Origin of the sequence: Mycobacterium sp. PSTR-4-N (assembly GCF_022348085.1) — a bacterium.
Lineage (GTDB): Bacteria > Actinomycetota > Actinomycetes > Mycobacteriales > Mycobacteriaceae > Mycobacterium.
Map to the genome: position 1 here is coordinate 137,808 of NZ_JAKRFN010000012.1, position 19,140 is coordinate 156,947.

Annotated in this window: 21 protein-coding genes; 13 read left to right on the forward strand and 8 right to left on the reverse strand. The window is 69.2% G+C overall.

What is annotated here, in order from left to right:
- Nucleotides 1-18: 18 nt before the first annotated feature.
- Together MHN84_RS17430 and MHN84_RS17435 are read right to left on the reverse strand one after the other, a co-directional pair.
- Nucleotides 19-1,236, reverse strand: a complete 1,218-nt coding sequence (locus tag MHN84_RS17430; protein WP_241205762.1) for an acetyl-CoA C-acetyltransferase — start codon at nt 1,234-1,236, stop codon at nt 19-21.
- Nucleotides 1,237-1,274: 38 nt separating this feature from the next.
- Nucleotides 1,275-2,249, reverse strand: coding sequence for an SGNH/GDSL hydrolase family protein (locus MHN84_RS17435; protein WP_241205763.1), 975 nt, complete (start codon nt 2,247-2,249; stop codon nt 1,275-1,277).
- A 194-nt stretch (nt 2,250-2,443) separates the two neighbouring features.
- Between MHN84_RS17435 and MHN84_RS17440 the strand changes: the two genes are divergently transcribed.
- The gene (locus tag MHN84_RS17440; protein WP_241205764.1) at nt 2,444-3,514 is read left to right on the forward strand and encodes an alpha/beta hydrolase fold domain-containing protein; all 1,071 of its coding nucleotides are present in this window, start codon (nt 2,444-2,446) and stop codon (nt 3,512-3,514) included.
- A gap of 29 nt (nt 3,515-3,543) precedes the next feature.
- On the forward strand, nt 3,544-4,938 hold the full coding sequence (locus MHN84_RS17445; RefSeq protein ID WP_241205765.1) for a cystathionine beta-synthase: 1,395 nt from the start codon (nt 3,544-3,546) through the stop codon (nt 4,936-4,938).
- A gap of 242 nt (nt 4,939-5,180) precedes the next feature.
- Here the strand turns inward: MHN84_RS17445 and MHN84_RS29720 are convergent, their stop codons facing one another.
- On the reverse strand, nt 5,181-5,312 hold the full coding sequence (locus tag MHN84_RS29720; RefSeq protein ID WP_255730555.1) for a hypothetical protein: 132 nt from the start codon (nt 5,310-5,312) through the stop codon (nt 5,181-5,183).
- A gap of 36 nt (nt 5,313-5,348) precedes the next feature.
- On the opposite strand from MHN84_RS29720, the gene MHN84_RS17450 reads away from it, so the two are divergent.
- Together MHN84_RS17450 and MHN84_RS17455 are read left to right on the forward strand one after the other, a co-directional pair.
- Nucleotides 5,349-6,044 carry an RDD family protein gene (locus MHN84_RS17450; protein ID WP_241205766.1) on the forward strand — a complete coding sequence of 232 codons (696 nt, stop codon included), beginning with the start codon at nt 5,349-5,351 and terminating at the stop codon, nt 6,042-6,044.
- A 109-nt stretch (nt 6,045-6,153) separates the two neighbouring features.
- Nucleotides 6,154-7,347, forward strand: a complete 1,194-nt coding sequence (locus tag MHN84_RS17455; RefSeq protein ID WP_241205767.1) for a cystathionine gamma-synthase — start codon at nt 6,154-6,156, stop codon at nt 7,345-7,347.
- Here the strand turns inward: MHN84_RS17455 and MHN84_RS17460 are convergent.
- The 3 genes from MHN84_RS17460 to MHN84_RS17470 form a co-directional block, all read right to left on the reverse strand.
- The gene (locus MHN84_RS17460; protein ID WP_241205768.1) at nt 7,323-7,994 is read right to left on the reverse strand and encodes a GPP34 family phosphoprotein; all 672 of its coding nucleotides are present in this window, start codon (nt 7,992-7,994) and stop codon (nt 7,323-7,325) included. The two genes, MHN84_RS17455 and MHN84_RS17460, sit on opposite strands and share 25 nt — an antisense overlap.
- A 5-nt stretch (nt 7,995-7,999) precedes the next feature.
- Complete coding sequence (gene greA / locus MHN84_RS17465; protein ID WP_241205769.1) at nt 8,000-8,494, reverse strand: transcription elongation factor GreA; 495 nt, start codon at nt 8,492-8,494, stop codon at nt 8,000-8,002.
- Nucleotides 8,495-8,765: 271 nt separating this feature from the next.
- Entirely contained in the window at nt 8,766-9,200 is a 435-nt protein-coding gene (locus MHN84_RS17470; protein ID WP_241205770.1) for a DUF4307 domain-containing protein, read from the reverse strand.
- 104 nt (nt 9,201-9,304) lie between these two features.
- Between MHN84_RS17470 and mca the strand changes: the two genes are divergently transcribed.
- The 4 genes from mca to MHN84_RS17490 are packed head-to-tail and all read left to right on the forward strand — an operon-like array spanning nt 9,305 to nt 12,861.
- Nucleotides 9,305-10,177: a mycothiol conjugate amidase Mca gene (gene mca, locus MHN84_RS17475; protein WP_241205771.1), complete on the forward strand. Its 873-nt coding sequence runs from the start codon at nt 9,305-9,307 to the stop codon at nt 10,175-10,177.
- Nucleotides 10,178-10,182: 5 nt separating this feature from the next.
- Entirely contained in the window at nt 10,183-10,485 is a 303-nt protein-coding gene (locus MHN84_RS17480; protein WP_241205772.1) for a hypothetical protein, read from the forward strand.
- Entirely contained in the window at nt 10,412-12,478 is a 2,067-nt protein-coding gene (locus MHN84_RS17485) for a thioredoxin domain-containing protein (protein ID WP_241205773.1), read from the forward strand. The genes MHN84_RS17480 and MHN84_RS17485 overlap by 74 nt, the downstream gene beginning before the upstream one ends.
- Nucleotides 12,479-12,489: 11 nt before the next feature.
- On the forward strand, nt 12,490-12,861 hold the full coding sequence (locus MHN84_RS17490) for a nuclear transport factor 2 family protein (RefSeq protein ID WP_241205774.1): 372 nt from the start codon (nt 12,490-12,492) through the stop codon (nt 12,859-12,861).
- Nucleotides 12,862-12,868: 7 nt separating this feature from the next.
- Here the strand turns inward: MHN84_RS17490 and MHN84_RS17495 are convergent, their stop codons facing one another.
- Complete coding sequence (locus tag MHN84_RS17495) at nt 12,869-13,606, reverse strand: hemolysin III family protein (protein WP_241205775.1); 738 nt, start codon at nt 13,604-13,606, stop codon at nt 12,869-12,871.
- 55 nt (nt 13,607-13,661) lie between these two features.
- On the opposite strand from MHN84_RS17495, the gene MHN84_RS17500 reads away from it, so the two are divergent.
- The 4 genes from MHN84_RS17500 (at nt 13,662) to MHN84_RS17515 (ending at nt 16,802) form a co-directional block, all read left to right on the forward strand.
- The gene (locus MHN84_RS17500) at nt 13,662-14,453 is read left to right on the forward strand and encodes a (2Z,6E)-farnesyl diphosphate synthase (RefSeq protein WP_241205776.1); all 792 of its coding nucleotides are present in this window, start codon (nt 13,662-13,664) and stop codon (nt 14,451-14,453) included.
- Nucleotides 14,454-14,462: 9 nt separating this feature from the next.
- Nucleotides 14,463-15,812, forward strand: a complete 1,350-nt coding sequence (locus MHN84_RS17505; RefSeq protein ID WP_241205777.1) for a hypothetical protein — start codon at nt 14,463-14,465, stop codon at nt 15,810-15,812.
- A gap of 69 nt (nt 15,813-15,881) precedes the next feature.
- Nucleotides 15,882-16,295: a hypothetical protein gene (locus MHN84_RS17510; protein ID WP_241205778.1), complete on the forward strand. Its 414-nt coding sequence runs from the start codon at nt 15,882-15,884 to the stop codon at nt 16,293-16,295.
- Between the two features lie 90 nt (nt 16,296-16,385).
- Nucleotides 16,386-16,802 (forward strand): hypothetical protein, encoded by a 417-nt coding sequence (locus MHN84_RS17515; protein ID WP_241205779.1) that lies wholly within the window; start codon nt 16,386-16,388, stop codon nt 16,800-16,802.
- Here the strand turns inward: MHN84_RS17515 and coaA are convergent.
- Complete coding sequence (coaA, locus tag MHN84_RS17520) at nt 16,799-17,737, reverse strand: type I pantothenate kinase (RefSeq protein ID WP_241205780.1); 939 nt, start codon at nt 17,735-17,737, stop codon at nt 16,799-16,801. The two genes, MHN84_RS17515 and coaA, sit on opposite strands and share 4 nt — an antisense overlap.
- A gap of 30 nt (nt 17,738-17,767) precedes the next feature.
- Between coaA and MHN84_RS17525 the strand changes: the two genes are divergently transcribed.
- The gene (locus tag MHN84_RS17525) at nt 17,768-18,976 is read left to right on the forward strand and encodes a DUF885 domain-containing protein (protein ID WP_241205781.1); all 1,209 of its coding nucleotides are present in this window, start codon (nt 17,768-17,770) and stop codon (nt 18,974-18,976) included.
- Nucleotides 18,977-19,140: the final 164 nt, after the last annotated feature.

Below are 19,140 nucleotides of genomic sequence, written 5' to 3' on the forward strand. Positions count from 1 at the left end.
AGTCTCGACGCGAAGAAATTAGGAGAGGCGCTCCACGACCATCGCCATGCCCTGCCCGCCGCCCACACACATCGTCTCGATGCCGAAGGTCTTGTCATGGGTGGCGAGGTTGTTCAGCAGCGTGGCCGTGATTCGTGCACCCGTCATGCCGAACGGATGCCCGAGCGCGATCGCGCCACCGGAGACGTTGAGCTTGTCCTCGTCCATGCCGAGCTCGCGGGCCGAACCCAGCACCTGCACCGCGAACGCCTCGTTGATCTCGTACAGGTCGATGTCGGAGATCGACATCTTCGCGTTGCCCAGCGCCTTGCGCACGGCCTCGATCGGACCCAGGCCCATGATCTCCGGCGACAGCCCCGACACCCCGGTCGACACGATGCGCGCCAGCGGCGTCAGCCCCAGCTCCTTGGCCTTCGTGTCGCTCATGATCACCACCGCGGCCGCGCCGTCGTTCAGCGGGCACGCATTACCCGCGGTGATCGTGCCGTTGGGGCGGAACACCGGCTTGAGCTGGCTCACGGCCTCATAGGTGGTGCCGGCGCGGGGGCCGTCGTCGGTGGTGACGACGGTGCCGTCGGGCAGCGTGACGGGCGAGATCTCGCGCTCGAAGAAGCCACTCTTGATGGCTTCTTCGGCGCGGTTCTGCGACCGCACGCCCCAGTGGTCCTGGTCCTCGCGGCTGATTTCGGTGTGCAGCACGACGTTCTCCGCCGTCTGGCCCATCGCGATGTACACGTCGGGCAGCAAGCCGTCCTCGCGCGGATCGTGCCATTCGGTGGCGCCGGCGGCGGCTTGATCGGTGCGGGCCATCGCGTCGGCGTACAGCTCGTTCTTCGAGTCCGGCCAGCCGTCGGAGGTGCCCTTGAGGAAGCGCGACACCGTCTCCACGCCGGCGGAGATGAACGCGTCACCCTCGCCGGCCTTGATCGCGTGGAACGCCATCCGCGTGGTCTGCAACGACGACGAGCAGTACCGGTTGACCGTGGTGCCCGGCAGGAAGTCGTAACCCAGCTGCACCGCCACGGCGCGGCCGATGTTGAAACCCGCTTCACCGCCGGGCTGGCCGCAGCCCATCATCAGGTCGTCGATGTCGCGGGGGTCCAGTGCCGGCACCTTGTCGAGCACCGCCTTGACCATCTGCGCGGCGAGGTCGTCCGGCCGCATGGACACCAGCGAGCCCTTGTTGGCCCGACCGATGGGGGAGCGGGCGGTGGCGACGATGACGGCTTCGGGCATGACGACTCCTCGGTAGACAGCGAGAACTATCTGTGAACCTAGCCCGCAGCCACGACGATGGGCGCGGGCACCCCGGTGGAGCGGCGCCACAGCCGGCCCAAATTGCCGATCCGCGACAGCAGCGATCCCTCACCCGAACGCGATTCCAGTGCGGCTTCGGCCGGTTCGGTGCCCACGAACTCACCGAGCGCGGCACACAGCGCAGGCAGTAACTGCTGGGCGGCCAACGCGTAACCGGCCGCCGACGGATGGAACATGTCCGGCGAGAACAGCTCATCCGGCGCCTTATAGAAGTGCGGTGCCAGCAGATCGGAGAACGGCACGGGCACGCCGCCGGCGGAGCGCACCTCACCGGCCTGCGCCCGCGCCAGCCGCAGACCGCGGCTGCGCGCCACCCAGCGCAGAGGTTGCGGAATCGCCTTGACCACCCCGAAGTCCGGGCAGGTGCCGACGACGACGACCGCGCCGCTGCTGCGCAGACGCTGCACGGCGCGGCCGAGCCGCCGCGCCGAGGGCCCCACTCCGTTGGGCGCGGTGATGTCGTTGGCGCCGATCATGATCACCGCCGCGTCCGGTGGCGGACCGGCGACGAACATCGCGTCGATCTGGCCCGAGAGCCCCTTGGAGGTGGCGCCGACGATCGCCTTGGTGCTGAGCCGAATGCGCTTGCCCGACTCCTTGGCCAGGCCGCGGGCCAGCAGCACGCCGGGCACCTCGTCGGCGGTCCGGCAGCCGTAGCCGGTGGCCGTCGAGTCGCCGAAGATCATCAGGTGCAGGTCGAAGGGCACGCCGCGGTACCAGCGCGTGACGGGTCCCCCTTCGGGCAGGTAGACGCCGTCGGCGCGCGGCGGGATGTCCCACGATTTCGGGATGACGCGGCGGGCCTGGTCGGCCTGACCGGTCAGCAGATTGCGGGCCCCGACGTAGAACGACCCGGTGGATGCGAGCGTCGCGACTGCCGCCAGCGCGACGGTCGACCGGCGGACGTGAGGAGCACGGTGGCTGGAGCCCACGGATGCGAGTTTAGGTGGGCCTTCGCCGGATAACCGAGTGGCATACGGAATCCGCGGTCACAGTGCGGTATCAACTCCGGTATCAATCGCGTTTAAACGATTGTGATAATGGTTACAAGTGCCAAGCTAAGTAACGAGGTTGTCTGAGTATCTTGGCTTATCCCGGTACTACAACGGCGTAGGAAGTGGTGGCGATGACGGCACCGAGCAAGGTCCCCAGTACTGCCCACCTGGGTGTCAGGCCAGGTCGGGGCCACAAACCGCGCCGTTTCCCGGTCAGTGACGGGGCACCGGTAGAGGTCGTCGAGGACGGCCCGAGTATCGCCGGGCGTCTCATGGGCCTGGCTGCGATGGCCACGATCAAGCCGTTCCTGTCCGTTGGCAGCTACGCCCCCAAGCTGCCGTGGCCCTGGGGTCTGGTGGACTTCGCGGCCCGCGTCATCCGCCCGGTTCCCGGAACCGTGCGCGCGACGATCGCGCTGCCTCACTGCACGGCCCAGCTGGTGCGCGCCGCAGGCGTCCTGCCCGCCGACGGCAAGCGCAGCGTCATCCTCTACATGCACGGCGGTGCCTTCCTCACCTGCGGCGTGCACACCCATGGCCGCCTGGTGACCGCGCTGTCCCGGTACGCCGATGCGCCGGTCCTCGTGGTCAATTACCGGATGATCCCGAAGCACTCGGTGGGCACCGCTCTCGACGACTGCTTCGACGCCTACCGCTGGCTGCGGGAGACCGGTTACGAGCCGGATCAGATCGTGCTCGCCGGGGACTCCGCCGGCGGCTACCTGGCACTCTCCCTGGCCGAGCGGCTGCAGATCGAAGGCGCCGAGGGCTACGGCTCCGAGACGCCCGCGGCCATCGTCACGATGTCGCCGCTGTTCGAGATCGACAACGAGGGACGCGCCGAACATCCCAACATCCGCAGCGATGCGATGTTCCCGCCCAAGGCATTTCATGCGCTGATCGAGTTGATCGAGAAGGCCGGTGAGAAGCGGATCGTCAACGGCGAACCCGAGGCGATCTTCGAACCTCTCGACCACATCGAACCCGGCCTTCCGCGCACGTTGATCCACGTCTCCGGCTCCGAGGTCCTGCTCAGCGACGCCCGGAAGGCAGCGCGTCTGCTCGCCGCCTCGGGCGTGCCCGTGGAGGTGCGCATCTGGCCCGGTCAGATGCACGTCTTCCAGCTCGGTGCGCCCGCGGTGCCCGAGGCGAGCCGGTCGATCAAGCAGATCGGCGAGTACATCCGTGAGGCCACCTGGTAGTCGCCTGACGGGCCTGAGACGATGGACGCATGCGCATCGCCCGGCACGTCAGTGAGCTCATCGGCAACACCCCTCTGGTGCAGCTGAACTCGGTGGTGCCGCCGGGTTCGGGCACGGTGGCGGCGAAGATCGAGTACCTCAATCCGGGCGGCAGTTCCAAGGACCGCATCGCGGTCAAGATGATCGACGCCGCCGAGGCCAGTGGGCAGCTCAAGCCGGGCGGCACCATCGTGGAGCCGACGTCGGGTAACACCGGCGTTGGCTTGGCGTTGGTGGCCCAGCAGCGCGGCTACAAATGCATCTTCGTCTGCCCCGACAAGGTCAGCGAGGACAAGCAGAACGTGCTGCGGGCCTACGGCGCCGAGGTCGTGGTGTGCCCGACCGCTGTCGCGCCCGACGATCCCGACAGCTACTACAGCGTCTCCAACCGTCTGGTGACCGAGATCGAGGGCGCATGGAAGCCCGACCAGTACTCCAATCCGATGGGACCCGAGAGCCACTACGAGTCGACCGGCCCGGAGATCTGGGCCGACACCGACGGAAAGATCACCCACTTCGTGGCCGGCGTGGGCACCGGCGGCACGATCACCGGCGCGGGTCGCTACCTCAAAGAGGTCTCCGAGGGTCGGGTCAAGGTCGTCGGCGTCGATCCGGAAGGCTCGGTGTACTCGGGCGGCACCGGGCGGCCGTACCTGGTCGAGGGTGTCGGCGAGGACTTCTGGCCGTCGGCCTACGACCCGGCGGTGCCCGACGAGATCATCGCCGTGTCCGACGCCGACTCGTTCGACATGACGCGACGACTGGCGCGCGAGGAGGCGTTGCTGGTCGGCGGGTCCTGCGGGATGGCCGCCCATGCGGCCATCCAGGTGGCCGAACGCGAAGGTCCCGACGCCCTCGTGGTGGTCCTGCTGCCCGACGGCGGCCGCGGCTACCTGTCGAAGATCTTCGACGACGGCTGGATGTCCTCCTACGGTTTCCTGCGCAGCAGGCTCGACGGCACCGTCGCCGAATCCACCGTCGGTGACGTGCTGCGCGGCAAGTCGGGCGCGCTGCCCGACCTGGTGCACACCCATCCCGCCGAGACCGTCCGCGACGCCATCGGGATCCTGCGGGAGTACGGCGTGTCCCAGATGCCGGTGGTCGGCGCCGAGCCCCCGGTGATGGCGGGCGAGGTGGCCGGCAGCGTCTCCGAACGCGAACTGCTGTCGGCGGTGTTCGAGGGGCGCGCCAAGCTCGCCGATGCCGTCAGCCAGCACATGAGCCCCGCGCTACCGCTGATCGGTGCCGGCGAACTGGTGAGCACCGCGGCCAAGACGCTGCGCGAATGCGATGCGGTGATGGTGGTCGAAGAGGGCAAGCCGGTCGGTGTGCTGACCCGGCACGACCTCTTGGGCTACCTGTCCGACTCGAGCTCGCGCCGCTGATCGCACACCAGGTAAAACCGCTGCTCCCAGCCGTCTCTCAGGTATGGTGATCTCGCTTGCTACCAGCTAAGAAACAGACTGGAAGGCATTATGAGCGATCAACCGCCGGGGTCGCGGCTGTCCCCGCCGAGGGTCGGCGATCTGTCCGCGCCGCCGAGTGCGGGATCGATTGCGGCGCTCCGGAAGTCGCCCCCGCTCGGCACCCCTGAGACGACCGGCGTCGGGGTTCGACCCGAGCTCGCTCAGTTCCGGGCCGGCGAGCCGCCCGGCGCCCGTCGGCCGAACGAGCAGTCCGGCTGCGGGATTCGGCATGCCGGTGAGTCGAGAAGCGCCAGACCCTCGTCGGCAACACCCACGAACCTGTACTCAACCATGTCGCACCACCCAATCGACCCGAGGAGGAAATCTCGATGACCGACAACCCCGGCGGTTACCCGCCCCCTGGTGGATATCCGCCCCCTGGCGGCCAGCCCGACCCCCAGGGTGGCTACCCACCGCCGCCACCGCCCGGCGGCTATCCTCCGCCGCCGCAGGGCAATTACCCGCCCGGCGGGTTCCCGCCGCAGCAGCAGGCCACGTACCCGCAGGCGGCGCCCGCGCTGCCCAAGGAGGCCTACACGTCATGGCTGACGCGTGTTGCCGCGTGGTTCATCGACTACATCCCGGTGTTCATCATCGCGGGCCTCGGGCAGGGCATCGCGATCCTCACCGGTGACAACAACTGCGAGGACATCAACGGTGGGTTCGCCTGCACCTCAGAGCCTTCCGCGCTCGGGACGACGGTGAGCATCCTGGCCTCGGTGCTGTCGATCGCCTTCGTGGTGTGGAACTACGGGTACCGGCAGGGCACGACGGGCTCGAGCATCGGCAAGTCGGTGATGAAGTTCAAGGTGGTCAGCGAAAAGACTTTCCAGCCAATCGGTTTCGGGTTGTCTGTGGTCCGTCAGATCGCACACATCGTGGACGCGATCATCTGCTACATCGGCTACCTGTTCCCGCTGTGGGACGCCAAACGGCAAACCCTCGCCGACAAGATCATGACCACCGTCTGTGTCCCGCTGACGCCGCAGGGTCAGCACGGGCAGCAGCCGACGCACCACTACTGAGCACGCAGATCGGCGTCGGCGCCGGCGTGTGTACGCCGGCGCCGGCGCCGATCATGTCCTCCAGGTGCCGGGTCGACGACGCGGCGGTGCGCAGCGCTACCGTGGCAGCATGAGCGAGCAGCGCAGCGCATCCGAGCACTTCCGGGCTTTGGGACCGGCCACCAAGGCCATTCACGCCGGCTTCCGGCCCGACCCCGCGACCGGGGTGGTCAACACGCCCATCTACGCCAGCTCGACGTTCGCCCAGGACGGGGTCGGCGGTCTGCGCGGCGGGTACGAGTACGCGCGGACCGGCAACCCCACCCGCGCGGCCCTGGAGTCCGCGCTGGCCGCGGTCGAGTCCGCGACATTTGCGCGCGCGTTCAGTTCCGGCATGGCCGCGACCGACTGCGCGCTGCGCGCCGTTCTGCGGCCGGGGGATCACCTCGTGATCCCCGACGACGCCTACGGCGGCACCTTCCGGCTGATCGACAAGGTGTTCACGCAGTGGGGGATCAGCTACACCGCGGTGGCCCTCGGTGACCTCGACGCCGTGCGGGCTGCCCTGACCGATCGCACCAAGCTGATCTGGGTGGAGACGCCGACCAATCCGCTGCTGTCGATCGCCGACATCGCCGGCATCGCGTCGCTGGCCGCTGAGCGTGACGCGAAGGTGTTGGTGGACAACACCTTCGCCTCGCCGGCACTGCAGCAGCCGATGCTGCTCGGCGCCGACATCGTGTTGCACTCGACGACCAAGTACATCGGCGGGCATTCCGACGTCGTCGGCGGCGCGCTGGTCACCGACGACGAGGCCCTCGACGAGGCGTTCGCGTTCCTACAGAACGGTGCCGGCGCCGTGCCGGGCCCGTTCGACGCGTACCTGACCATCCGCGGCCTCAAGACCCTGCCGCTGCGCATGCAGCGGCACAGCGAGAACGCCGCCGCCATCGCCGAATTCCTCGCCGAGCATCCCGCCGTGTCGACCGTGCTCTACCCGGGACTGCCCGACCACGCCCACCACGACGTCGCAGCGCGGCAGATGAGCGGGTTCGGCGGCATGGTGTCGGTGCGCCTGAAGGGCGGACCGCAGGCCGCGCGTGACTTCTGCGCGCGTACCGACATCTTCATCCTGGCCGAGTCGCTCGGCGGGGTGGAGTCGCTGATCGAGTACCCGGGAGCGATGACGCATGCCTCGACCGCGGGATCTCAGCTCGAAGTGCCCGACGATCTGGTGCGCCTGTCGGTCGGCATCGAGGACATGGCCGACCTGCTCGGCGACGTCGAGCAGGCGCTTGCTCAGGTCAGCTCCGCCAGCGCCTGACGCACGGCCGACGCGGTGACGGCCAGGTTGACCTCGGCCAGCCCCGTCGGCGATTCGTCCAGCCAACTGCCGCCGGCGATCTCGCCGGCGCGCGCGTGCACCCAGCGCCACCCGCGGTCGTTGAGACTGAGAAGCGCCCCGAGTCCGTCGGCGGCGTGCAGCACCGTGATGATCGCTGCGGTCGCCGCGGTCGGCGGTCTGCGCTCGAACAGCGCAGCCAGCAGCGCGTCGCGCGCAGGCCCGACCCGACGGCGATCGGTCGGCGGCGTGTGCGTACGACGTCTCAGGGCGCCGGAGCGCACCGTGACACGCCGGATCTGGCCCGTTCGTTCGAGGTGCTCGACCAGCTCGCGTTCCACCGACCGGCTCAGCACGTTGATCGCCTGGCCGGGACGCCGCGGGGCTTTGCGCAGATAGTCCAGCGCAGACACCGTCAGCGGATCGACCGGGCCGGTCGCGTCGAGCGCGACCAGGCGCCCCGGCGCCACCGGCTCACCGTCGACGGCGGGCCGCACCCGGCAGCTGTACGCCATGTCGAGCAGGGTGGCCGCCGCGAGCGCGTGACCACGACGAGTGTCGTCCAGACCGGGTTCGCCGGATGCGTTGTCGACCAGCAGCAGAAACAGCTCTTCAGCGATCTGCGCCACGCCGGTCAGCCGTGGTAGGGCTCCGCGGAGACGAGTGTGACCTTCACCGTGTTGCCGTTGGGCACCGTGTAGGTCCGCGTCTCGCCCACCTTGGCGTCGAGCAGAGCGCCGCCCAGCGGTGAGTTCGGCGAGTACACCTCGAGCTTGCCGTCGGTGACGCCCTCCTGACGGGTGGCGATCAGGAACGTCTCGGTGTCGCTCTCGTCGTCGTCGTAGTAGACCTTGACCACCGAACCGGGCAGCGCGACACCGGATTGCTTCGGTGCCTCGCCCACCTTGGCGCTGTTGAGGAGCTCCTGCAGCTGGCGGATCCGGGCCTCCTGCTGGCCCTGCTCCTCGCGAGCGGCGTGGTAGCCGCCGTTCTCTCGCAGGTCGCCCTCTTCGCGGCGGTCGTTGATCTCGGCCGCGATGACGGGGCGGTTGGCGATCAGCTGGTCGAGTTCGGCCTTCAGTCGGTCGAACGCCTCTTCGGTCAGCCAGGTGACCTGGGTGTCAGTCATGTCGGCGCGCTCCTGTCGTCGTCGCTTTCAGCGCTTCTCGCGTGAAAAGTTCTCAGGCACGGTGCCGGGGCGGTGCTGAGGTCGCAAGCGTTTATCAGCGTGTATTGCCGCATCCACCGTCGTCGTAACGGCGCTCAAATGCAGCAATACACGGCCCCAGCAGGAACCGTGTACTCGACGAGCATAGCACCGGGCGGCAATCCGCTTTTCACGTTTTCGCAGTCCGCGGTTGGTTGCGCAGTGCCCGACGAACGCCTCGACAGGCGCCGGCCTACCCGCTGACCAGGTACGGCGGCACGTCGGTGCCGCACCCGTAGACGTCGCCGACCACCGCCGGCCGAGACGTCGTCACCGTCGTCCTGACTTGCACGGTCTCCGCGTTCGACGGTGCCACCAGCAGCTCCCGGCGACCCACTTCGTCACCGTCATAGGACCGGGCCCGCACGATGCACACCACCGGCGCAGACGGGTCGTCGCGGGTGATGCTGGCCGTCACCTCGACCGTGTGGTCGTCGACGACGCGGTAACCGCCCAGTTCGCCCTTGACCTCGGGCGAGCCCAGCCGATTGAAGGCCACCGCGGCGATCGCGACGCCGAGCACGACTACCGCGACGAACAGGCCGATGACGAGCCGGCGACGGGTACGCCGACTGCGCTGCGGGGCGCCGTAGCGCTGCGCGGGGCGGTCGATCATCTCGTTTTGCATGCCCGTCGTTCGGATACGTGTACTGGACTGGAACTATAGGACGTGTCGGTGTTGTTGAACCCGACCGTGAGTGTCCATGCAGGTGAGCAGCTAAGAGGAATCCGTTGAGCGAACTGCGGTTGATGGCCGTGCACGCGCACCCCGACGACGAGTCGAGCAAGGGCGCCGCGACGATGGCCCGCTACGTCGACGAGGGCGTGCGGGTGATGGTGGTGACGCTGACCGGTGGTGAGCGCGGCGACATCCTGAACCCGGCGATGGATCGGCCTGAGGTGCACGGCCGGATGGCTGAGATACGCCGCGAAGAGATGGCCAAGGCGGCCGCGATCCTCGGCGTCGAGCATCACTGGCTGGGCTTCACCGACTCCGGCCTGCCCGAGGGTGACCCCCTGCCCCCGCTGCCCGAAGGCTGCTTCGCGCTGGAACCGCTCGAAGTGCCCACCGAGGCGCTCGTGCGGGTGATCCGCGACTTCAAGCCGCACGTCATGACCACCTACGACGAGAACGGGGGCTACCCGCACCCCGACCACATCATGTGCCACAAGGTGTCCGTGGCGGCCTACGAGGCGGCCGCCGACCACCTCCTCTATCCCGACGCCGGCGAGCCGTGGGCGACGCACAAGCTCTACTACAACCACAATTTCCTCCGGCAGCGCATGCAGGTGCTGCAGGACGAGTTCGCCGAGAACGGCCAGGAGGGTCCGTTCGCGAAGTGGCTGGAGAGCTGGGATCCGGACGAGGACCTGCTGGCCAAACGCGTCACCACGCGCATCGAATGCGCGAAGTACTTCGCCCAGCGCGACGAGGCGCTGCTCGCGCACGCCACCCAGATCGACCCGAAGAGCTTCTTCTTCACCACCCCGATGGAGTGGCAGCAGCGGCTGTGGCCGACCGAGGAATTCGAGCTGGCCCGCTCCCGCGTCCCGGTGTCGCTGCCCGAGACCGACCTGTTCACCGGTATCGAGGAGCGGAGCTGAATGTCATGGTGACCGCCCTGGCCGTCGACATCCTGGCCCAGAACCCCCCGCAGCAGAGCGGACCCGACTTCGGGAAAGCGAGCCCGTTCGGACTCATCGTGATCGTGCTGCTGCTGATCGCCGTGTTCGGACTCGTGTGGTCGATGAATCGGCACCTGAAGAAGGTGCCGGCCTCGTTCGACACCGATACCACCACGGCCGCCGACGGCACAGGCACGGGCACCGGCGCGCCCGATGCCGATCCCGACCTGGCGGCGGGCAACCCGGCGGATCCCGCGGCGCGTCGTGAGCCCGACGCCGGGACGTAACACCCTCGGGGCCGCGCTGAGCCCCTATCTGCGCCAGCACGCCGACAACCCGGTGCACTGGCAACAGTGGGGTGCGGAGGCGCTTGCCGAGGCCGCGGCCCGCGATGTGCCCATCCTGCTGTCCATCGGATACGCCGCGTGCCACTGGTGCCACGTGATGGCCCACGAATCGTTCGCCGATCCCGACGTGGCCGCGGTGGCCAACGCCGGTTTCGTCTGCATCAAGGTGGACCGCGAGGAGCGCCCCGACCTCGACGCGGTCTACATGGCCGCCACGGTCGCGCTGACCGGGCAGGGTGGCTGGCCGATGACCTGCTTCCTCACCCCCGGCGGCCGGCCGTTCTTCTGCGGCACCTACTACCCGAAAGCGACGTTCCTGCAACTGCTCTCGGCAGTCGAGGAGACCTGGCGGACCCGCCGCGCCGAGGTGGAGCAGGCGTCGGAGCACATCGCCGGCGAACTGCAGTCGATGTCCGAGGGCCTGCCGGGAGGTGGCCCGGTGACGGCTGCGTCGTGCGACAGTGCGGTCGAGGCGGTGCTGGCCGACGAGGATACGGTGTACGGCGGATTCGGCGCAGCCCCGAAGTTCCCGCCGTCGGCCCTGCTGGAAGGGTTGCTGCGCCATCACGAACGCACTGGCGCGAGCTCGGCGTTGGCGGCAGTGGTCCGAACATGCGAGGCGATGGCACGCGGCGGCCTCGTCGATCAGCTGACCGGTGGGTTCGCCCGCTACAGCGTCGACGAGGCGTGGGTGGTGCCGCATTTCGAGAAGATGCTCCACGACAACGCCCTCCTGCTGCGGGTCTATGCGCACTGGGCGCGGCTGTCCGGTGACCCCTTGGCGCGCAGAGTGACTCGCCAGACCGCCAGGTTCTTGCTCGACGACCTGCGCGACCATCAGCTGTTCGTCTCCTCGCTGGACGCCGACGCCGCGGGACGCGAGGGATCGACCTATGTGTGGACCCCCGCGCAGTTGCGCGACGCGCTGGGTGACGACGCTGATTGGGCCGCAACGGTTTTCGGAGTGACCGAGGCCGGCACCTTCGAGGGCGGCGCATCGGTGCTGCAGCTGCGCGCCGACCCCTCGGACGCGGCGCGGCTCGATGCCGTGCGGGCGACGCTGCGCGCCGTGCGCGCGGCGCGTCCGCAACCGGAACGCGACGACAAGGTCGTCACCGCGTGGAACGGCCTGGCGATCACGGCACTGTGCGAGGCCGGCGTTGCGCTGGCCGACCCCGAGTTCGTCGACGCGGCGGCTGCGTGCGCGGCGACGCTGCTGGATTTGCACCTACGCGATGGGCGGCTGCGCCGCACCAGCCTCGGCGGCGTCGTAGGGGCCGGCGCGGCGATCCTCGAGGACCACGCTGCGGTGGCCACCGGTCTGCTCACACTGCACCAGGTGCGCGGCGAGCGGCGCTGGCTCGACACTGCCATCGAGCTGCTCGACCTCGCGCTGGAGCACTTCGCCGATCCCGACCGTCCGGGCCGCTTCTACGACGTCGCCGACGATGCCGAGCCGCTGCTGATGCGCCCCGCCGACCCGTTCGACGGAGCCACGCCGTCGGGAGCCGCCTCCATGGCGGAGGCGCTCATGCTGGCGGCCCACCTCGCCCCGACGGATTGGGCGAGCCGCTACGCAGAGGCCTTCGCGGCCACGCTCTCGGCCGCCGCCCCGCTGTTGGTGCGTGCGCCCCGTTCGGCCGGGCACTGGCTGGCGGTCGCCGAAGCCGCGGTGCGCGGCCCGATCCAGATCGCGGTGGCGTGCGACGATCCGGCGACCTCGGATCTGCTGAGCGCCGCGCGCGGCTTGGCCCCCGGCGGGGCGATCGTCGTCGGCGGGCCCACCGGTGCGTCGGAACTGCTACGCGACCGGCCGCGGGTGGATGGCATCGACGGCCCCGAGGACGCGGCCTACGTGTGCCGCGGACGGGTGTGTGATCTGCCCGTCCGTACAGCGGACGATCTCGCTGCCGCGCTGAGGCCGCCCGTGTAGCGTTGCCGCTCATGAGCTTCGAGCCCGAGGTCTTGCAAGGTTTCGTTCAGCGCTACCTCGACACGGTCGGCGCAGGCAACGCTGAGAACGTCGCCGCGCTCTACGCCGAGGACGCGACGCTGGAAGATCCGGTGGGCGGCGGCGAGGTGCACATCGGACGGCGGGCGATCGCCGGGTTCTACAAGGGCATGGAAGGCGACCACGACATCACCACGGAGCTGTTGATGTTCCGGGCGGGCGGGCACGAGGCCGCATTCGTGTTCGCGATCAACGTCGGCGGGGCGATGCGCATCGAGCCGATCGAGGTGATGACGTTCGACGGCGACGGATTGATCACCTCGATGAAGGCCTACTGGGGCCAGGAGAACATCACCGCGCTGTAGGGGTGTGTCAGCCGGAGAAGACGGCGAACCACATCGCGATGTAGTGGCAGATCGCCGCGACCGCCGTGCAGGCGTGGAAGAACTCGTGATGGCCGAACGTCGTCGGCCACGGGTTCGGCCATTTCAGCGCATACAGCACGCCACCGATGCTGTAGAGCGCGCCGCCGACGATCAGCAGCACCACCGCAGCCACCCCGGCGCCCTGCAGGATCGGCCCGATGAACCACGCCGCCACCCAGCCCAACAGGATGTACAGCGGGGTGCCCACCCACCGCGGCGCCGACGGCCAGAACATCTTGAGCAGCACCCCGGCGAGCGCACCGCCCCAGACGATCCACAGGAGCACCCGGCCGCTGTCGGTGGGCAGCGCGAGCACCGCGAACGGCGTGTAGCTGCCGGCGATGAACACGAAGATCATCGAATGGTCGGCACGCTTCATCCAGGTTCGCGCGGTCTTCGAGGTCCAGTTCACGCGGTGGTAGGTCCCGCTGACGGTGAACATCGCGACGATCGTCAGCGTGTAGACCAGCGTCGCCAGGCCGGCCTGTGTCGACTGCACTGACCACGACACCGCCACCAGCGTGGCGCCGCAGATGACGGCGATCACCGCCGAGTAGACGTGAATCCATCCCCGGAGCCGCGGCTTGCCCAGGAACTGGGCGACGCCTCCTGCGACGGCCTCCGGCAGATCCTCGGGCTCTCCCGGGGTGTCGGCGGTGTACCAAGGCTCCAGAGATGTCGGCATTTCACCTCCGCTGACTGACGTGGACAATCCACCGGCCACAGTAGTCTGGACCATCGTGGACCTCATTCCGCGGCGGCTCAAGGAACCGGCCTACCGGCTCTACGAGATGCGGCTGCGCCAAGGGTTGTCCCGGCAGAAATCCGAGCTCCCGCGCCACATCGCGGTGCTGTGCGACGGGAACCGCCGCTGGGCCCGTGAACTCGGTCACGACGACGTCGCCTACGGCTACCGCGCCGGTGCCGAGCGGATCGCGGAGATGTTGCGCTGGTGCGCCGACGCGGGCATCGAGATGGCCACGGTCTATCTGCTGTCCACCGAGAACCTGCAGCGCGACGCCGACGAACTGGCCGCGCTGATCGACATCATCACCGACGTCGTCGAAGAGATCTGCGCGCCCGCCAATCAGTGGAGTGTGCGCACCGTCGGCGATCTCGAGCTGATCGGCCAGGAACCCGCCCGCCGGTTGCGTGAAGCGGTGCAGTCGACCGACGGCAACAGCGGCAGATTCCATGTCAACGTCGCCGTCGGCTACGGCGGCCGGCAGGAGATCGTCGACGCGGTGCGCGCGCTGCTGAGCAAGGAGCTGGCCAACGGCGCCACCGGGGACCGCCTGATCGAGGCCGTGACCGCCGAAGCGATCTCCGAGAACCTGTACACCTCAGGCCAACCCGACCCCGATCTGGTGATCCGGACCTCGGGGGAGCAACGGCTCTCGGGGTTTCTGCTGTGGCAGAGCGCCTATTCGGAGATGTGGTTCACCGAGGCGTATTGGCCGGAGTTCCGCCGTGTCGACTTCCTGCGGGCGCTGCGCGACTACAGCGCCCGGCACCGACGCTACGGCCGCTAGGAGCGCGTGATGCTCGGCCTGTCCGCTGCGGTGTTCGCGCTGAGCTGGTGGCTGGGCCTCTACCTGCTGGCCCGCGATCCCCGCAAACCCATGCTGGTGCTCGCCGCGGTCGGTCTGACCGGTTTCGCCGCCGTGGTCGCACTCGACGCGGTGCGCACAGGCGCGGGCGTCGACGCCCTCGGCCGGATCGAGGTGTATCTAGTCGCGGTGCCCGGGGTGGCCTGGTTCGCTGTGCTGCTGGAGATGTCGCGGCCACGGGACTGCACCCGCGGCCGGGGCCGCGAGGCCGCGCTGGTCGCCGCTGCCGCCGTGGTCGCCGTCACCGGTGCGGCGATGGCCGGTGACGTCGAGGGGCCGCTGCGATCCGGTCACTGGGTGCTGTTCGCCGCGGTCTCCGTCCCGGCTCTCGGCGCGCTGCTGGCCGCGATCCTGCGCCGTCACCAACCGCGGCCCGTGGTCGGCTTCGTCGTCGTCGCCACGCTGTTCTTCGCGCTCGGCAACGCGATCCTGGTCATCCCGCTCGGTCTCGTCCCGAGCTGGCTCGCGCTCGCCTCGACCGGTTGCGACGTCGCCCTGCTCGGGATCGCCGTCGCGGTCGGTGACGCCTTCGACGAGGGCCAGGCACTGCGCAAGGACATGCTGCGCTCGGCGTTGGGCACCGCGGCGGTCGCGGTGCTGTTCGGCGGCCAGGTACTGCTCGGCGTACTCGTCTCGGGCCCCGGCGCCACGCTGGTCGTGTTGCTGTTCACCAGCCTCGCGATCGCGATCACCGTCAACGTGCTGGCCGACCCGCTGGCCGGTCTGCTGGACCGGCTGGCATTCGCCCAGACGCCGGCGTTGAGCGAAGAACGCGCCGCGCTGCGCAGCACCGAGGCGGCTTTGCCCCGACGTGCGGCCGGCCCGCTCGACGACATGGACGACGAGACGTTCGTGCGGGTCACCCGTCGCGCGCTGGGGCACTACGCCGACCTGTCCAAGCTCGTCGCCAGCCCGCTCACCGCCCTGCCGATCATCGACGAGCGGCTCGCCCGGCGCGGAGCACCCGATCGGCCGCTGGAGCGCGCCAACGAACTGCGCGCTCTGCTCGCCGAACGCATCGCCGGGCTCAAGCCCCGCGACGGCGACGATTTCGGCACCACCGAGGCGTGGCGGCACTACAACGCGCTGTACTTCCCCTACGTCGTCGGCGTCCGCGCCTACGCCCAGAACGCGACTGCCGCCGGCCTGGACCCGGTCGCGCGCCGCGCGTGGCAGTGGCTGGCCACCGAGGTACCGCAGCGTTCGCTGCACAACTGGCAGAACGCCGCCGCGCGCGTCATCGCCGCCGACCTCAAGAGCAGCCTGGTCGACGTGCGCTGACCTGCGGCTGGCAGTAGTTGGCAGCGTTCGGTGTCGATCTGGCACCGACATCTGCGCACCGTGGGTGCCATGACCGCCATCAGTCACCGCGTCACCCGGCCCACCCGCCGCGACGACCAGCTGCTGCGCGTCGCTCTACGCGCCGACGCCACGCTGTGCGGCGGGTTCGGTCTGTTCGTCGCGATGGCCGCCGATCCGCTGGGCCGGCTGGCCGGGGTGAGCGCGACGGTCGGATGGCTCGCCGGCGCCGCGCTGGTCGCCTACGGCGCTCTGCTCTACAGCGCGGCACGGCTGGCGAGCATCCGGCGAGTGGGCATGGCGGTCTTGACGGGCAACGCGCTGTTCGTGGCCGCGGTGATCGCCGCTGTGGTGACCGGCGCGCCGGCGCTGACGGGCACCGGGACCGCGCTCGTGCTGACGTTCACCGCCGCCACGATCGGTCTGTCGTGGCTGCAGTACCTCGGGGTGCGCCACCTGGCGTGACCCTCTCATGGCTGGGACCGGAGCCGCCGTCGGAAGAGGTTACGGCGTCGGCTCCGGTACCGGTCGACCACCGGAGAAAGGAAACACACCATGACCGCAACCATCTCGTCCCGACTGGGCACGTCCAGCGACTCGCTGCTGCGCTTCGCGATGCGCGCCGACGCCGTCTGCAGCGGCCTCACCGGAGTCGCGCTGCTGGCGCTCGCTCCCACAGTCGCCCGGATATCCGGTACGACACCCACGATCGAGTACGTGACGGGTGCGTCGTTCGTCGTGTTCGCTCTCGCGGTGCTGGTGTTCGCATCACGGCCGCGCATTCGTACCGCCGGTGTGGTCCTGGCCGTCGGCAACCTGCTGTTCAGCGTGGCCACCGTGATCGTCGTGCTGGCCGGGGTGTGGCCGCTGACCACCACCGGGGTGGCGCTGGTCCTCGGGACGGGTGTCTACACGCTGGTGATGGCCGAACTGCAGTTCCAGGGCGTGCGCCGGATCTCCGCTCGCCGTTAGAGCTTGCGCAGGCGCAGACGGTTGATGGAGTGGTCGGAGTCCTTGCGCAACACCAGCGTGGCGCGCGGCCGGGTCGGCAGGATGTTGTCGATCAGGTTGGGCCGGTTGATCGAATGCCAGATGTCGCGGGCGGCGAACACGGCCTGCTCGTCGGTCAGCGTGGAGTAGTGGTGGAAGTGCGAGGCCGGGTCGGCGAATGCGCCGGCCCGCATCGACAGGAATCGCGAGATGTACCACTCCTCGATGTCCTCGATGCGGGCGTCGACGTAGACCGAGAAGTCGAAGAGGTCCGACACCATCAGGGCGGGTCCGGTCTGCAGGACGTTGAGACCCTCCAGGATGAGGATGTCCGGGTGCGCGATGATCTGCTTCTCGCTCGGCACGATGTCGTAGAGCAGATGCGAGTACACCGGGGCGCAGGCCGCGTCGGCGCCCGATTTGACCGCGGTGACGAACCGCATCAGCGCCCGCCGGTCGTAGGACTCGGGAAAACCTTTGCGATGCATCAGGTTTCGGCGGGAGAGCTCGGCGTTGGGGTAGAGGAAGCCGTCGGTGGTGACCAGGTCCACCCGCGGGTGATGTTCCCAGCGGGCGAGTAGCGCCTGCAGCACGCGCGCGGTGGTCGACTTGCCCACCGCCACGCTGCCGGCCACCCCGATGACGAACGGCACCGGCCGGTCCGGATTCTGCTGCGGTTCCCCGAGGAAGTCGGCGGTGGTGGCGAACAGCGCTTGGCGCGCCGCCACCTGCAGGTGGATCAACCGGGCCAGCGGGAGGTAGACCTCTTCGACCTCCAGCAGGTCGATCTTCTCGCCGATGCCCCGCAACCTGACCAGTTCGTCCTCGGTCAGCTTCAGCGGTGTCGACATCCGCAGTGCCCGCCACTGACGTCGGTCGAACTCCACGTAGGGGCTGGGTTCGCTCAGCCGAGCCATGGGCACAGTCTTGCAGTTAGCGTGGTGGCCATGGACGCCGGTACTGGTTCTGAGTCCCTGGTACGCGACTACCTGTTGTTGGGGCTGCGCTTCGACCGCATCGAAGACGGCTATGTCGACTCGTTCACCGGCGACCCCGCGTTGCGCCGCGCGGTGGCCGGCGAGCCGGCACCCGATCCCGCCGACCTCGCCCGCGATGCGCGGCGGTTGCTGGGCGAACTGCCCGCAGGTCTCGACGACGATCGTGCCGCGTTCGTCGGTGCGCATCTGCGCGCCCTCGAGTGCGCGGCCCGCACCTTCGCGGGGGAGAAGGTGGGGTTCGTCGACGAGGTCGAGGCGTACTTCGACGTGCGCATCGGCAAGGGAGATCCGGAGCGCTACCGCGAGGCGCACGCCAAGCTCGACGACGCACTCGGCGGCACCGGTCCGCTGGCCGACCGGATCGCCGCCCACCGTGCGGCCGAGGAGATTCCGCCCGCGCGCCTCGAGGAGGCCATCCACGCGTTCTCCAGCGCCCTGCGTGACCGCGTGCGTGCGACGTTTCCGCTGCCGGAGCGCGAGACCATCACCTACGAGGTGGTGACCGACAAGCCGTGGTCGGGCTTCAACTACTACCTCGGCGACTACCGCTCCACCGTCGCCGTCAACGCCGACCTCAAGCAGCAGATGGCCAACCTGCCGCGCCTGGTCGCCCACGAGTCGTATCCGGGCCACCACACCGAGCACTGCCGCAAAGAGGCCGGGCTGGTCGCGGGCAAGGGTCAGGCGGAGCAGACGATCTTCCTGGTCAACACGCCGCAGTGCCTGATGGCTGAGGGTCTCGCCGACCTCGCGCTGTACGCGGCCGTCGGGCCGGGCTGGGGGAGTTGGGCCGCCGAGATCTACGCCGATCTGGGTCTGCGGTTCGACGGCACGCGGGCCGAGACGATCTCCGAGGCGACGGCCGCGCTGGCCGACGTCCGCCAGGACGCCGCGCTGATGCTGCACGACGAGCACCGCGACGTCGACGACGTCGTGGCGTTCCTGAAGCGCTGGCTTATGGTCGACGACGAGCGTGCCCGCCAGATGCTGCGGTTCCTGTCGTCTCCGCTGTGGCGGGCCTACACGTCGACCTATGTCGAGGGGTACCGCCTGCTACGGGGATGGCTCGACGACCGGCCCGACGGTGTCACGCTGACCCAGCGGTTCACCACGCTGCTCGACGAGCCACTGATCCCGTCGTCGCTGCGAGCCGCCTGACCAGTCGCCGGGTGTGCGGTGTCATCCGCGACACGCCGGGCGGATTCAAGCGATCGATGCAACACCCCGTGTGATTGAGGAGTGTTGCGATGGGTCGAGTCCCGTTGTGGTCGCGGATGCCGACGTTCTGGGAGCATGTCCGGGCGGGTCTGAGTCCGGCTGAG